The sequence below is a fragment of the Nonomuraea sp. ZG12 genome, assembly GCF_052068115.1.
Taxonomy (GTDB): domain Bacteria; phylum Actinomycetota; class Actinomycetes; order Streptosporangiales; family Streptosporangiaceae; genus Nonomuraea.
The window spans coordinates 243,795-257,754 of record NZ_JBQHCW010000001.1; the positions used below are offsets into that span (position 1 = coordinate 243,795).

Here is a 13,960-nt window from a genome sequence, read left to right on the forward strand (position 1 = left end):
CAGCGGCAAGCGGCCCGGGGAACGGAACTCGCGCCGGGCCGGACGTGGGGTGGTGCGGGCGCATCAGAACAGTTCGTCCAGCAGCCGGTAGTAGTCCAGCTTCCGCTGGTCGACCTCGGCCAGGCCGTACGCGGTCAGGAAGCCGTCGGCGGCGGGGCCCGGCAGCTCGCGCAGTGCCACGGCCAGGTCCACGTAGCGGTCGGCCACGCCCAGCGCGCCCACGTCCAGGAGGACGGGCTCACCGGCGGGGGAGGCGAGCACGTTGGCGGGGGTGAAGTCGCCGTGCGTGACGACCAGGTCCTCGGTGACGGGCCGCTCGGCGACCAGCCGCCGGTGGATCCCCTCCGGGGTGAGCTCGGTGTGGTCGTCGTCGAAGCCGGCGGTGTCCACCAGCCCGTCGCGGACCCGCCCGGCGGCCCTGGCCAGCTTGACGTCCAGCCGCTCGTCGAACGGGCACTCCGCCGCGGGCACGTCGTGCAGCGCGCGCAGCACGGTCCCCATGACGGTCCCGGCGTCGGTCGGCGTCCTGCGTTCGAGGCTGCGCCAGCCCGCGTCGGCCAGCACCAGCGTGTCGCCCTCGAACGCCGCGATGTCGGGCACGCTCAGCCAGCGCTTGAGCCACAGCAGCCGCTCGTGCTCGGCCACCGCCACCGGGCCCCGCTTGAGGTAGAAGGCCCCCGTGTGGCTGGTGACCCGCAGGGTCTCGCCGCTCATGCCCTCGTGGTCGTCCGACCAGACGGCATGCTCACCGAACAGATCGAACAAGCGCCCAGGAAGCTGCATAACGGTCGATCCTACGGGCCTGCCCTGGTGGCCGGATGCACCCGCCCGGACTCGCTAGGGTGGCCGGATGCACGTGCTTGAACTCGAAGGCGTAGGGGTCCGGGTCGTCGGCAAGACGCTGCTGGACGGGATCGACTGGCGGGTGGGCTACGGCGACCACTGGGCCGTTCTCGGTCCGAACGGCGCGGGCAAGACGACGTTGCTGTCGCTGGCCGCCGCGGTGCGTCACCCCACCGTGGGTGCGGTGACCGTGCTCGGCCACCGGCTCGGCCGGGTCGATCTGCGTGAGCTGCGGCGGCACATCGGCCTGGTCGCGTCCAGCCAGCGCCTGATCGACGAGGAGCTGATGGAGGAGGAGGGGGCGAGCGCGCACACCGTGGTGCTCACCGGGCACACCGCGACGAGTGCCCCGATCTGGGAGAAGTACGGGGAGACCGAGCGGGAGCGGGCGCTGCGCCTGCTCGCCGACCTCGGCTGCAAGGATCTGGCCGAGCGGCCCTTCCGGGTGTGTTCCCAGGGCGAGCGGGCCAGGATCAGGGTGGCCAGGGCGCTCATGGCCGATCCGGCCGTGCTGCTGCTGGACGAGCCGTTCGCCGGACTCGACCTGCCGGCCCGCGAGGACCTCATCTCCGCCGTCGAGAACCTGGCCGCGACCAGGCCCGTGCTCACCACGGTGACGGTGACGCACCACCTGGAGGAGGTGCCCGCGACCACCACGCACGCGATGCTCATGGGCGACGCCCGCGTGCTCGCCGCCGGTCCGGTGGCCGAGGTGCTCACCCCCGACAACCTGTCCGAGTGCTTCGGCCTCCCGCTCCGCGTCGACCGCGTGGAAGGCCGCTGGTACGCCCGCGCCGCCCGCCCCTGATCCGCTGAGCCCGTTCTCCTGCCGGCCGGGTGGGCGGCGCGCTGACGGACCTCGCCGGTCCCGCGTGGTCGGCCGGCGGGCGTGGCGGGGCTGAGACGTACGCTCAGAGGCGCGTGGGGCGGCCGGCGACCACGAGGGCCACATACTCCGATTCGGCGGCGAGACGCTCGTTCAGCCTGCCGAGGGCGTCCCTGAACAGCCGTCCGGCGGCCGTCGCCGGCACCACGCCCATGCCGGCCTCGTCGGAGACGGCCACGACGCGCCCCGGCGCGCTGCGCCACGCCTGGACGAGCGCGTCGCAGCGCCTGTCGACGGGGGCGCGGTCGCCTTCCCACGCGCCGTGCTCGTCGAACACCGCCGCCAGCCAGGTGCCGAGGCCGTCGATCAGCAGCGGCGTCGTGGCGCTGCGGATCGTCTCGGCCAGGTCGGTGGTCTCCGCCGTCGCCCAGTGCGCGGGCCTGCGCTCCCGGTGGGCGCGCACCCGCGCCGCCCACTCCGCGTCCCCCTCGCTGCCGGGCCCGGTGGCGACGTAGGTGACGTACGGCTCGGCCGCCAGGCGCAGCTCGGCCTCGGCGGACTTGCCGGAGCGGGACCCGCCGAGCAGCAGCGCCCGCCGCGGTTGCGCGGCGGGGGGCGGCGGCGGGCGGCCCGTGTCGAGCGAGGTCCCGTCCGGTACGGCCCCCGCGCCCCACATCCGCAGCCGTCTCGCCAGCTCCTTCTCGGACCTGATCCGGTGGTCCAGGCCCACGGCGACCACGTGGGTGCGCCCGTTCACCAGCCCCGCCCGCCGCAGTGACCCGAGCCGCTCGGGCCGCTCCAGCAGGTCGATCAGCACCACGTCGTAGGCCGGGCCGTCCGCCGGCGGCTCCGGCCCCGCGGGCGCGTACAGCAGCCTGGACCCGTCGGGGGTCGTCAGCCCCAAGCCGCCGGCATGGGGCGCGTAGCCGTCCGGCAGGTCGCCGGCCGGGAACGGCACCGTGTCGTCGACGACCGCCCCGAAGGGCCGCCGCCACGGACCTTCGCCGTCGCGGACGGCGCAGGAGGCACAGGGGCACCCCGGCTCGGGCCAGCCCGTGCCGCCTGCCGTACCGGTGAGAAGCACTTTCACCGCGCCGAGCGTACAAACAATGCCGGCCGCGGCGGTGCGGCGGGGGCCGTGGAGCGGGACCTTCGCCCGCACGGGGCGAATCACTGAGATCCTTGGGCATGGTGAACGGTTCCAGGGGCCCGAAAGGGTGCGCCGGTGAGCCCGCGGAAAAGGAGCGTATGGCATGACATGGCGGTGGCGTTATGAGAATGCAAATGGTGGTGAGGTGACGGATCCGCCTTTGCCGCGAGAGGTTTTCCCGAGCCAGGCCGACGCGGAGTCCTGGATCGGCGAAAACTGGCGTGAGCTGCTCGAATCCGGTGTTGAACGGGTGGCGCTGCTCGATGAGGAGCGGGTCGAATACACGGGATTGTCATTGCGGCAGGAGTGAAATGTGCGAGAACCCCTTGAGCGCCGTTGTGGCTCAAGGGGTTCTCTGCCGTAAGGGGAAGGTCAGGCGCGCCTGGCCGGGCTCACGGTCTTGGCGGGGTCGCGCTCCACGATCGGGGCGATCGCCTCGTCGATGCGGCGCATCACCTCGGCGTCGAGCTTGACGCCCGCCGCCTTGACGTTGTCGTGCACCTGCTCGGGCCGGGAGGCGCCGACGATGGCGCTGGAGACGTTCGGGTTCTGCAGCACCCAGGCGACGGCGAGCTGCGCCATCGACAGGCCGAGGTCGGCCGCGATGGGCTTGAGCTCCTGCACCCGGGACAGCACCTCGTCGGTCATGAAACGGGCGATCATGTCGGCGCCGCCGGCCGCGTCGGTCGCCCGGGAGCCCTGGGGCGGGGCCTGGCCGGGCAGGTACTTGCCGGTGAGCACTCCCTGCGCGATCGGCGAGAAGACGAGCTGGCCGAGCCCCTCACGCTCGCTCAGCGGCACGACCTCGCCCTCGATGACCCGCCACAGCATCGAGTACTGCGGCTGGTTGGACACGATGCGGTCGAAGCCCATCTCGTCGGCGATCTTCAGTGCCTGGGCGATCTGACCGGCCGTCCACTCGCTCACGCCGACGTACAGCACCTTGCCCTGGCGGACGAGGTCGTCGAAGGTCTTGAGCGTCTCCTCCAGCGGCGTCTCGTTGTCGTAGCGGTGGGCCTGGTAGAGGTCGACGTAGTCGGTCCGCAGGCGGCGCAGGGAGCCGTTGATGGACTCGGTGATGTGCTTGCGCGACAGGCCGCGGTCGTTGGGGCCATCGCCGGTCGGCCAGTAGACCTTGGTGAAGATCTCCAGCGACTCCCGGCGGACGCCCTGGAGCGCCCGGCCGAGCACCTCTTCGGCCTTGGTGCCCGCGTAGACATCGGCGGTGTCGAAGGTGGTGATGCCCTCGTCGAGAGCCGCCCGCACGCACTGCTTGGCGGCGTCCTCCTCGACCTGGGAGCCGTGAGTGAGCCAGTTGCCGTAGCTGATCTCGCTGACCATGAGACCGCTGCGGCCGAGGTGACGGAATTCCATACATCCGACCTTAGAGGCCCTTGTGGTCTTCCGGAGACCGGGGTTCTCCACCGGGAGATCATCCGTATAGGGCGAGCGATAGGGTCGGCCCGTGCCGAATCTCGTCCGGATGGGGCTCACCGCCGCCGTTCTGCTGGCGATCGCCGTACGCCTGCGCCGTCGCGCGCGCCTGACCGGCGCCCGGCCCGCTCCCGCGCCGCCGCCGCGCCTGGGCCCGCGCGGGGTGCTCGTGGCCGGCACGGTGGCCGTCCTGGCGGCGCTGGCCTTCCTCGGGGCCGGGTTCTGGCCCGGCCAGTCCGTCAGAACCCCGATGACGATCCTGGACGCCCCGGTCCACGACGTCGTCCGCACCGGGGAGCGCACGCTGGAGATCCGCTACGCCGACGAGCCTGGCCGCTGAGCGCATCCGAGGCGAGCCGCGCCCACGAGCGCCGGCGTCGGGCCTTCCGCCGTCCCTGAAGGGAACCGATCCGCCTTCGGCGACCGCTGGGACCGAAGCATGACGAAGAGCTCGACGGTGGATGAGTCCACCGTCGAGCTCGGGTGTGCTGCGCTGGGGCAGGTCGAAGGCACCGGCGGGCGGTCGCCCGGCCGGTGGCGGCCTCCCGGCCTACTTCTTCGGCGGCACCGGCTTGCCGCCGGGCAGCACCGCGGGCGGCGGGAAGCGCAGCTTGCGGATCTGCAGGGCGCGCATCGCGGCGTAGAAGCCCACGCCCTTGAGGCTCTCGGCCGGCATCTTCGCCGCCACCTCCTTCTTGATCTTCCAGGAGACGTAGATGGAGGTGAACAGCACGCCGACCATCATGACCGGCCAGCCGAACACGATCACGCCGTTGAGCACCTGGACGCGGATGGCCGGCGGCCACGGAACCCAGGTGGCCACCAGGATCAGCAGCGAGAAAGGCAGGAAGTACTGGCTCGGCAGGCGGCGGGAGTCGACCCAGTCGCGGGCGAACTTACGCGCGGGACCCTTGTCACGAGCGGGGAAATAACGCTCGTCACCGGCGAGCATGCCCCTGCGGGCCCGGTCCCGCTCGGCGGCCTGCTTGGCGCGCATCGAGCGATAGGCCTCTTTGCGGTCCTTGGGAGCGCTGACGGGCTGGCGCCGCCTGCTCTCGGCGTCTCTGCGCTTGGGAGTGGGACGACCCTTACCCTGGGGCTTAGGATCGTCAATGGGGACGGGGGTGTCGTCCACGGAGGTTTGGGAACGGCGTCGCAACACGACGTCAACCCTACCTGTAGTGCAACTTAGTGACGCCCACGTGCGTTATGCGTAGGGTAATCCCAAGGCGGCTGGGCTGCACTGGGTGAAACACAGCACGACCTAAGAAGGGGACGGCCGACGCGCATGAGCGTGATGAAGAGACTTTCAATGATCTTCAAGTCCAAGGCCAACAAGGCCCTGGACAAAATGGAGGATCCACGCGAGACCCTCGACTACTCCTACCAGCGGCAGCTTGAGCTGCTGCAGAAGGTGCGTCGCGGAGTGGCGGACGTCGCCACCTCTCGCAAACGTGTAGAGCTGCAGATCAACGGTCTTGAGCAGCAGGGCAAGCGCTACGAGGAGCAGGGCCGCAAGGCGCTGTCCGTCGGCCGGGAGGACCTCGCGCGCGAGGCGCTCCAGCGTCGCTCCAACCTGCAGACGCAGATCGCCGACCTGAGGGTGCAGCACGACAACCTGCAGGCCGAGGAGGAGAAGCTCACCACGGCTTCCCAGCGGTTGCAGGCCAAGGTGGACTCCTTCAGGACCAAGAAGGAGACGATCAAGGCCACCTACACCGCGGCCGAGGCGCAGACGCGCATCAACGAGGCCTTCTCCGGCATCTCCGAGGAGATGGGCGACGTCGGCCTGGCGATCCAGCGCGCCGAGGACAAGACGGCCAACATGCAGGCCCGCGCCGGCGCCATCGACGAGCTGCTCGCCAGCGGCGCGCTCGACGACTACAGCGGCAGCCGCACCGACGACATCCAGGCCGAGCTCGACCGCATGGGTGGCGGCATGGACGTCGAGCTGGAGCTGGCCCGGATGAAGTCCGAGCTCGGCCAGGGCCCCGCGCCCAAGAGCGCCATCGAGCAGGGGCAGCCCCAGCAGCAGCCCCAGCAGCAGGCCCAGCCCAACCAGCAGACGCAGCAGCTGCGCCAGCCGGGGGAGGGCGCGTGATCATACGCATCATGGGCGAAGGCCAGGTGGAGATCTCGCCCAACGACATCTCCGTCCTCAACGAGCTCGACACCGAGCTTGAGGCGGCGATCGAGTCCGACGACGAGAAGGCCTTCCGGGTCAAGCTGCACGCGCTGCTCGACAAGGTTCGCCACGTGGGCAAGTCCCTGCCGGACGACAGCCTTGAGCCGTCAGAGCTGATCCTTCCCCCCGCGGACGCCTCGATACAGGAGGTCCGGGAGATGCTGGGCGACCAGGGCCTGATCCCGGGCTGAGCCCGTGCGCTCGCGCTTCGCGGCCGACCGGGGTCTGACCCGTCGCATGGTCGTGACGATGTTCCTGCTCGGACTGCTGTACGTCGTGTTCGTCGGAGCTCTCGTCGCCCTGGGCGTCCGGGCGGTGGCCGTGCTGCTGATCGCGGGGGTCCTGCTGCTCGCGCAGTACTTCCTGTCCGACCGCATCGCCCTGTACGCGATGGGCGGCCGGGAGGTGTCGCCGCAGGAGGCCCCCGAGCTGCACGGCCTGATCGATCGGCTGAGCGCGCTGGCCGACATGCCCAAGCCGCGGGTGGCGATCGCGCGGTCCGACGTCCCCAACGCCTTCGCCACCGGCCGCAATCAGAAGAAGGCCGTCGTCTGCGTCACGACCGGCCTCATGCGCCGCCTGGAGCCGCACGAGCTCGAGGGCGTGCTCGCTCACGAGCTGTCGCACGTCGCGCACCGCGACGTGGCCGTGATGACGATCGCGTCGTTCCTCGGCATCGTCGCCGGCCTGATGACCAGGGTGGCCCTCTACACCGGCCTCGGCGGCCGCCGCTCCAACGGCCAGGGCGGGCTGCCGATCGGCGTGATCGTCATGCTGGTCTCGGTGCTGGTGTACGCGATCAGCTTCCTGCTCACCCGGGCCCTGTCGCGCTATCGGGAGCTGGCCGCGGACCGGGCCGGCGCACTGCTCACCCAGCGGCCGTCCGCCCTGGCCAGCGCACTGGTCAAGATCTCCGGCGAGATGGCCAGGATCCCGACCCGCGACCTGCGTGAGGCCGAGCCCTTCAACGCCTTCTATTTCGCCCCGGCACTGGCCAAGGGCGAGACGCTGGCGAACCTGTTCGCCACGCATCCGCCGCTCGACCGGCGCCTGGAGCAGCTCACGCAGATCTCACACCAACTCGGAAGGGGCTGACCACCATGGGCTGGCTCGATGCCATCCTCGGCCGCTCCAAACCGGTTCCACCCAACCTCGACGCGCTGTTCGCGCTGCCCTCCGCGGCGGTGACGTTGCAGGCGGCCACCGGGCTCCAGCCCACCGGCAACGGCTCGGTGGCCTTCAGGGCGGCCGAGGGCGGCGCCTTCGCCACGCTGGAGAGCGACGTGAAACAGTTGCTCGGCGGCCGCGTGGAGGAGTTCACCGACAGCTACGGCTACACCTGGCTGGAGGTGCGGCGTGCCCCCGACCAGGTCTCGGACCTGGTCACGGAGCTGCACGCGGTCAACTCCTCGCTGGAGGGAGCCGGGTTCGGGCCGTCGCTGCTGTGCTCGATGGTGTCGTTCGCCGACGTCGACGGCAGGCGGCTGGCCATCGTCTACCTCTACAAGCGGGGCACGTTCTACCCGTTCGCCCCGCTGTCCGGGCAGATGCGCGACAACGCCCTGGAACTGCAGGCCCGGGGAGCGCTGGCGGACGAGCTTCCGCTGGAGGAGGACCTCAGCCGCTGGTTCCCCGTCTGGGGCGCTCCCGGACTCTGATGGCCCACGGTGATGTAATCATCACGTGGAGCGAAGATTGTACGTGCTCGCGGCTTCCGCGTTCATCGCGTCGGCCGTGCTGTACTGCGCGTGGATCACCGGCCAGTTCACCACGCCGGCGGTCGACAGGGCGCACGGATACGTCGGCGAGCTGGCGGCGCGCGATCAGCCCTGGACGCGCCTGTTCAGGGCCAGCGACGTGCTGTCCGGCCTGGCGTGCCTGGCCGGGGTGGCGATGGTGCCCAGGATCGAGCGCGAATGGCCGGGCTGGCTGGCGCTGGCGGCCTTCGGCCTGCTCACCGTCGCCGGCGGCGCGTTCCCGCTGGACTGCGCGGCGCTGAGCGCCCCGGCCTGCTCGCTGGGGCCGGTGTCGCTGTCGCACCACGTCCACATCGTGACCGGCGTGCTGGCCACCGCCGCCGTGCTGACCGCCATGGTGCTGCTGGGCGGACGCTGGCGGACACGGGTGGCCTGGCTGGTCACGGGCCTCACCGGGCTGCTCACCGTCCTGTCCGTCGCCGCCGTGGCCGCCGGTCAGCTGGCCGGGCTGGCGCAGCGCCTGCAGGTGACGCTGATCGCGGTGTGGCTGGTGTACGTGGCGCTCCGGCTGCTCGTCCGCGACGCTCCCACGCTGGTGCCCGGCCCGCTGCACGTGGTGCGGGAGGGAGAGGGGCCCGCCGTGCTGATCGCCGCGGGCGCCGCCGCGGCCTGGTGCCACTGGGACGGCGTCGCGGCGGAGCTGGCGAGCGGGCACCGGGTGATCAGGTTCGACCGGCCGGGGCTCGGGCTCAGCCCCGCCTCGCCCGTTCCGCCCACCCTGCACGGCGAGGTGGCCAGGCTCGCCGCGCTGGCTCCCGCCCATCCCGAGCGGGTCACCGTCATCGCGCACGCGATGGCCGCCTGGCACGCCGAGGCGTTCGCCCGGCTGCATCCGCTGCGCGTGTCCGCGCTCGTGCTCGTGGACCCGAGTTGCGACACCCGGCGTGGGCGCGACGGCACGTCGTTCCGCGGCGCGTTCGGCGGGTGGCTGCCCGCGCTGGGCGGTACGTGGGGGGCGACGGCGCTGGCCCGGATCGCCGGGCCGCCCCTGCACCGGCTGCTCTGCGGCCGTGCCGACACCCACGGCCTCTACCGCAAGGGCCGCGTCCTGGCCGCCACCGTGGGGGAGTGGCTGGCGCGCCCCGGCATGGCCGCCGACCTGCGCCGGATCAGGACCGAGCACGCCTTTCCCGACGTGCCGGTGACCGTGCTGTGCACGAATGTACGGCGCGGCTGCCTCAAGAGGCTGGCCGAGGAGCTCAACGCCAGGCTCGTTCCGCTGCCTGCCTCGCGCTTCCAGGCGCGGCTCCACGTCGCCGACGCCATCGCCGACGCGGTGTAGGCCGAAGACATGACGCGAACGCGCGCCAGCCACCAGAATGTCGGGAAAAGCAGCGAAATATGGGGGATGTACATGCCGGACCTCGCGCCCCTGCGTCCAGGGGACCCAGCCTCGGTGGGGGCCTACACCCTGACCGATCGCCTGGGGGAGGGCGGGCAAGGCACCGTCTACCTCGCCTCGGCCCCGAACGGGCACAGGGTGGCGGTGAAGCTGCTGCGCGCCGACCTCGCGGGTGACCACGAGGCGTCGGTCCGGTTCGTCCGCGAAGTGGAGCTGGCCAGGCGGGTCGCGCCGTTCTGCACCGCCCAGGTCGTCGAGACCGGGCTGTTCAACGGCCGGCCGTACATCATCAGCGAGTACATCGACGGGCCCACCCTCACCGACGTGGTCAGGACGCAGGGGCCGCGCTCGGGCACGTCGCTGCACCGGCTGGCCATCGGCACGGTCACCGCGCTGGTCGCCATCCACCAGGCCGGCATCGTGCACCGCGACTTCAAGCCGTCCAACGTGCTGCTCGCCTCGGACGGGCCTAGGGTCATCGACTTCGGCATCGCCAGAGCGCTCGACCTGACCTCCACGCTGACCGCCAGCGCGATCGGCACCCCCTCGTTCATGGCGCCCGAGCAGCTCACCGAGGCGAGCCCCGGCCCGGCGTCGGACATGTTCGCCTGGGCCTGCACGCTGCTGTTCGCCGCCTCCGGGCAGACCCCGTTCGGGCAGGACAGCCTGCCGGCGGTGATCAACCGGATCCTGCACGGCGAGGCGGACGTCAGGGTGGTCGAGGACCTGGGGCTGCGCTCGCTGGTGGCGGACTGCCTGAACAAGGACCCCGCCCGGCGGCCGTCGGCGAGCCAGGCCCTGATGCGCCTGCTCGGCCACGCGCCCGTACAGGACGGCTTCACCCCCGGACCGGGCGTCCCCTTGCCCGGCCCGGACGCCGGCGCCCCAGCCCCGCCCGGCGGCTCAGCCCCGGCCGGTGCCGCGGGCGCGTCCGGCCCTGTGGGGGGTGGGCACGCATCCGGGGGTGCGCCGGGTCCGGTAGGGGCTGGGCACGGTCCGGGAGGTGGGTCGGGTCCGGTGGGGATGGGGCACGGTCCGGGAGGGGCGTCCGGTCCGGTGAGGATGGGGCACCCGTCGGGAGGGCCGGCGTCCGGTCCTGGAGCGGTCTCGTCGGGCCATGGAGGGGACGCGTCGCCGTGGGGTGGGGTGGGGCCCGGTGGAGGTGGCAACCCACCCGGTGGGGGTGGCACGGTGCCCGGTGGCGGGGCGCTGTTCACTCAGTGGGGGTCCGACCAGGCGGGTGGGGCACCCGGCACGGGGACCCCTGCTGGACTGTTGCAGCAGGGCAGCGCGGCCGCCGCCGGTCCTGGCGGGTGGCAGGGGCACGGCCCGCCGCCGCCCGCGCACGCCCGCCCGTTATACCAGCGGCCCCGGCCGGAACGCAGGGGCGCCGGCGGGTGGATCGCCGCCGTCGCCGTGGCCGGCGTGCTGGTGCTGGTGGTCGCCGGCGCGTTCGTCACGACGCGGATCATCGCCAGTTCGGGGTCCACCCCGACGCCGACGCCCACCGTCACGTCCTCGTCCACCTCCCCGACGCCGAGCCCCACGCCCACCCCGACCCCGACCCCCGCGTCGACCACCACCACGATCAGGCTGCGGGGCAGCGGGGTGCGGTTCGAGGAACGGGACTCCGACCCGCTCAAGCTGGCCTCGTACAGCATGAACAGCGGAAAGAACCTCTACGTCAGGCGGCCTGGCACGGACGTCTTCACGGCCGAGACCCGCTACTTCGAGTACGCGCTGAACGACGACGGCACCCAGGCGCTCGGCACGGACGTGGACTACAGCACGGACAAGCACGCCCTGCTGTCGGTCATCGACCACCGGGCGGGCACCAAGCGCGCCATCAAGGTCAGCGCCTCCCCGATCTTCCCCACCACGCCGCGCTGGTCGCCCGACGGCGAGCAGGCCCTCGTCACCCTGTACACCTCCCCCGAAGGCAAGGGCGAGAGCGTCGAGTACGGCTTCGGCATCGTCGACGTGGAGGCGGGCACCGCGCGCACCTTCCGGGTCAAGGAGAAGGGCGCGGGTGAGTGGCGCTTCTTCTGGGACGCCGACGGCCAGGCGGTCGGCACCTGGGTCGGGGGCAAGATGAAGTTCTACGACCTGAACGGCAAGGAACTGCGTACGCTGTCGAACGTGGGCAGTCCGGTGTGGGTGGAGGGCGACGACGTCTCCCCGTCCGGCAGCCGGTTCCTCACCCACTGCACGACGACGCGCGCGACGATCTGCCTGCGGTCCACCTCGGGTGACGACTCCGAGTCCAGGGCCGTGCCGTTCGCCAGCGACCGGCTGATCGGCTGGTGGGACGAGGAGCACCTGGCCGTCTGGCGGGCCAAGGGCACTGGCCGTGAGGCGGTCGTGATCGACCTGACCGGCAAGGTCGTCCGCGTGCTGGCGACCGCGCCGAAGCGGGCGGAGTTCGACACGATGGCATTCCGGTTCAGCAGAGGTACGCCTTAGATCGGGACAGGCACCGCCAAGGGCCCAGCGAAGGAGTCGACGTGGAGAGCACCGGGAGTACCGGCAGCACCGGCCACACGGACATCACCGTCGTCGGCGAGGGCGCGGTCGCGGCCCCGCCGGACGTCATGCGGCTGCACGCGGGCGTCGAGGTGCGCAGGCGGTCCGCCGCCGAGGCGTTCGCCGAGGTCAGGGCTGCCGCCGCCCGGTTGACCGAGGCGTTGCGCGGGGCCGGGATCGCGGGCGAGGACCTGCGCACCACCGAGCTGTCGCTCGGCCCCGAGTACGAGGCCTACCCGAAGGTGTCCGCCTACCGCGCGGCCCAGGGCGTCGAGGCCGTGATCCGCGACCTGGCGCGGGCCGACCAGGTCATCGACGTGGTCGCCGGGGTGGGCGAGGAGGCCAGGCTGAACGGGGTGGCGTTCGAGGTGTCCGACCCGGCCGCGGTGCTCAGGCGGGCCAGGGACCGGGCGTTCGCCGACGCCGCCGCCAAGGCCGCCCAGTACGCCGAGCTGGCCGGGCGGGAGCTCGGCGGCGTCGTCTCGGTGAGCGAGGAGGTCGAGCAGGGGCCGCAGCCGCTCCGGGTGGCCGCCGCGATGGAGGACACGGGCTCGGTCAGCCCCGGACGACAGACGCTGACGGTCGTCGTCCGGGTCGGCTACCGGTTCGGTTGAGGAGTCAGGCGAGGGCGAGCATCCGGTCCAGGGCGACCTTGGCCCAGTGGGCGGTGTCGTCGTCGACCGTGATCTGGTTGACGACCTCGCCGAGCGCCAGCGACTCCAGCGCCCACACCAGGTGCGGCAGGTCGATACGGTTCATGGTCGAGCAGTAGCAGACGGTCTTGTCCAGGAACGAAACGTTCTTGTCGGGGAACATCTGGGCGAGCCGCTTGACCAGGTTCAGCTCGGTGCCGATGGCCCAGCTGGAGCCCGCGGGCGCTGCCTGGAGCGTCTTGATGATGTGCTCGGTGGAGCCCACGTGGTCGGCCTTCAGCACCACCTCGTGCCGGCACTCGGGGTGCACCAGCACGTTGACGCCGGGGATACGGCTGCGTACGTCGTCCACGGACTCGGGGGTGAAGCGGCCGTGCACCGAGCAGTGGCCCTTCCACAGGATCACCCGCGCCCGCTCCAGCTGCTCCTGGGTGAGCCCGCCGTTGGGGCGGTGCGGGTTCCACACCACGCAGTCGTCGAGCGACATGCCCATGTCCAGCACCGCGGTGTTGCGGCCCAGGTGCTGGTCCGGCAGGAAGAGCACCTTCTGGCCCTGCTCGAAGGCCCAGTCCAGGGCGCGCTTGGCGTTGGAGGAGGTGCACACCACGCCGGCGTTCCGGCCGCAGAAGGCCTTGATGTCGGCGCTGGAGTTCATGTACGTGACCGGGATCACCTGGTCGGCCAGGCCCGCATCCTCCAGGGCCTCCCAGCACTCCTCGACCTGGTCGAAGGTGGCCATGTCGGCCATCGAGCAGCCCGCGCCCAGGTCCGGGAGGATGACCTTCTGCGCGGGCGTGGTCAGGATGTCGGCGGACTCGGCCATGAAGTGCACGCCGCAGAAGACGATGTACTCGGCCTCCGGCCTGGCGGCGGCCTGCTGGGCGAGCTTGAAGGAGTCGCCGGTCACGTCGGCGAACTGGATGACCTCGTCGCGCTGGTAGTGGTGGCCCAGCACGAACAGCCGGTCGCCGAGCGCCTGCTTGGCCCTGCGTGCCCGGTCCACCAGGTCCGGGTCGGAGGCGGGTGGCAGCTCGCCGGGACAGTCCACGCCTTTCTCGCTGTGCGGATCGGCGCCCTGGCCGAGGACGAAGAGCGGCAGCCCAGTCTGGGTAGCCATGGCCGTACCCCCTTATCGTCTAACTGACGATACTCATGATGACATATGGCCTCAGGGATTTATTCCGGGGGTGGGGGGAGGGAGGAATGTGTAGCACCGGCCGGGTGTTGGTAGCGTCATAGCAGGACGT

Annotated in this window: 15 protein-coding genes; 10 read left to right on the forward strand and 5 right to left on the reverse strand. The window is 71.7% G+C overall.

Annotated features, from left to right (window positions below; all coding sequences use genetic code 11):
- Positions 1–63: 63 nt before the first annotated feature.
- Entirely contained in the window at positions 64–765 is a 702-nt protein-coding gene (locus ACTMTF_RS01060; protein ID WP_441108799.1) for an aminoglycoside 3'-phosphotransferase, read from the reverse strand.
- Between the two features lie 85 nt (positions 766–850).
- Between ACTMTF_RS01060 and ACTMTF_RS01065 the strand changes: the two genes are divergently transcribed.
- The gene (locus tag ACTMTF_RS01065) at positions 851–1,651 is read left to right on the forward strand and encodes an ABC transporter ATP-binding protein (protein ID WP_441108800.1); all 801 of its coding nucleotides are present in this window, start codon (positions 851–853) and stop codon (positions 1,649–1,651) included.
- 103 nt (positions 1,652–1,754) lie between these two features.
- On the opposite strand, the gene ACTMTF_RS01070 is transcribed toward ACTMTF_RS01065, so the two are convergent.
- Positions 1,755–2,759 (reverse strand): bifunctional adenosylcobinamide kinase/adenosylcobinamide-phosphate guanylyltransferase, encoded by a 1,005-nt coding sequence (locus tag ACTMTF_RS01070; RefSeq protein ID WP_441108801.1) that lies wholly within the window; start codon positions 2,757–2,759, stop codon positions 1,755–1,757.
- 163 nt (positions 2,760–2,922) lie between these two features.
- Between ACTMTF_RS01070 and ACTMTF_RS01075 the strand changes: the two genes are divergently transcribed.
- Positions 2,923–3,129 carry a hypothetical protein gene (locus ACTMTF_RS01075; protein ID WP_397001218.1) on the forward strand — a complete coding sequence of 69 codons (207 nt, stop codon included), beginning with the start codon at positions 2,923–2,925 and terminating at the stop codon, positions 3,127–3,129.
- A gap of 62 nt (positions 3,130–3,191) precedes the next feature.
- Here ACTMTF_RS01075 and ACTMTF_RS01080 read toward each other — a convergent pair whose 3' ends face one another.
- Complete coding sequence (locus ACTMTF_RS01080) at positions 3,192–4,193, reverse strand: aldo/keto reductase family protein (protein WP_441108802.1); 1,002 nt, start codon at positions 4,191–4,193, stop codon at positions 3,192–3,194.
- A 91-nt stretch (positions 4,194–4,284) separates the two neighbouring features.
- On the opposite strand from ACTMTF_RS01080, the gene ACTMTF_RS01085 reads away from it, so the two are divergent.
- Positions 4,285–4,593 carry a hypothetical protein gene (locus ACTMTF_RS01085; RefSeq protein ID WP_441108803.1) on the forward strand — a complete coding sequence of 103 codons (309 nt, stop codon included), beginning with the start codon at positions 4,285–4,287 and terminating at the stop codon, positions 4,591–4,593.
- Between the two features lie 210 nt (positions 4,594–4,803).
- Here the strand turns inward: ACTMTF_RS01085 and ACTMTF_RS01090 are convergent, their stop codons facing one another.
- On the reverse strand, positions 4,804–5,415 hold the full coding sequence (locus tag ACTMTF_RS01090) for a DUF3043 domain-containing protein (RefSeq protein WP_441108804.1): 612 nt from the start codon (positions 5,413–5,415) through the stop codon (positions 4,804–4,806).
- A gap of 126 nt (positions 5,416–5,541) precedes the next feature.
- Between ACTMTF_RS01090 and ACTMTF_RS01095 the strand changes: the two genes are divergently transcribed.
- The 7 genes from ACTMTF_RS01095 to ACTMTF_RS01125 all read left to right on the forward strand — a co-directional run bounded on the left by ACTMTF_RS01095 (position 5,542) and on the right by ACTMTF_RS01125 (position 12,674).
- Positions 5,542–6,354, forward strand: coding sequence for a PspA/IM30 family protein (locus ACTMTF_RS01095; protein ID WP_397001210.1), 813 nt, complete (start codon positions 5,542–5,544; stop codon positions 6,352–6,354).
- Complete coding sequence (pspAA, locus tag ACTMTF_RS01100) at positions 6,351–6,629, forward strand: PspA-associated protein PspAA (RefSeq protein ID WP_397001208.1); 279 nt, start codon at positions 6,351–6,353, stop codon at positions 6,627–6,629. The genes ACTMTF_RS01095 and pspAA overlap by 4 nt, the downstream gene beginning before the upstream one ends.
- A 4-nt stretch (positions 6,630–6,633) precedes the next feature.
- Positions 6,634–7,533, forward strand: coding sequence for a zinc metalloprotease HtpX (gene htpX, locus ACTMTF_RS01105; RefSeq protein WP_397001206.1), 900 nt, complete (start codon positions 6,634–6,636; stop codon positions 7,531–7,533).
- Between the two features lie 5 nt (positions 7,534–7,538).
- Entirely contained in the window at positions 7,539–8,096 is a 558-nt protein-coding gene (gene pspAB, locus ACTMTF_RS01110; protein WP_441108805.1) for a PspA-associated protein PspAB, read from the forward strand.
- Between the two features lie 25 nt (positions 8,097–8,121).
- A complete protein-coding gene (locus ACTMTF_RS01115) occupies positions 8,122–9,477 on the forward strand; it encodes an alpha/beta fold hydrolase (RefSeq protein ID WP_441108806.1) in 1,356 nt (451 codons plus the stop codon).
- Between the two features lie 72 nt (positions 9,478–9,549).
- Positions 9,550–12,000, forward strand: coding sequence for a protein kinase domain-containing protein (locus ACTMTF_RS01120; protein WP_441108807.1), 2,451 nt, complete (start codon positions 9,550–9,552; stop codon positions 11,998–12,000).
- A 41-nt stretch (positions 12,001–12,041) separates the two neighbouring features.
- The gene (locus tag ACTMTF_RS01125) at positions 12,042–12,674 is read left to right on the forward strand and encodes an SIMPL domain-containing protein (RefSeq protein WP_441108808.1); all 633 of its coding nucleotides are present in this window, start codon (positions 12,042–12,044) and stop codon (positions 12,672–12,674) included.
- A gap of 4 nt (positions 12,675–12,678) precedes the next feature.
- Here the strand turns inward: ACTMTF_RS01125 and nadA are convergent, their stop codons facing one another.
- A complete protein-coding gene (gene nadA / locus ACTMTF_RS01130) occupies positions 12,679–13,830 on the reverse strand; it encodes a quinolinate synthase NadA (protein ID WP_441108809.1) in 1,152 nt (383 codons plus the stop codon).
- Positions 13,831–13,960 lie beyond the last annotated feature (130 nt).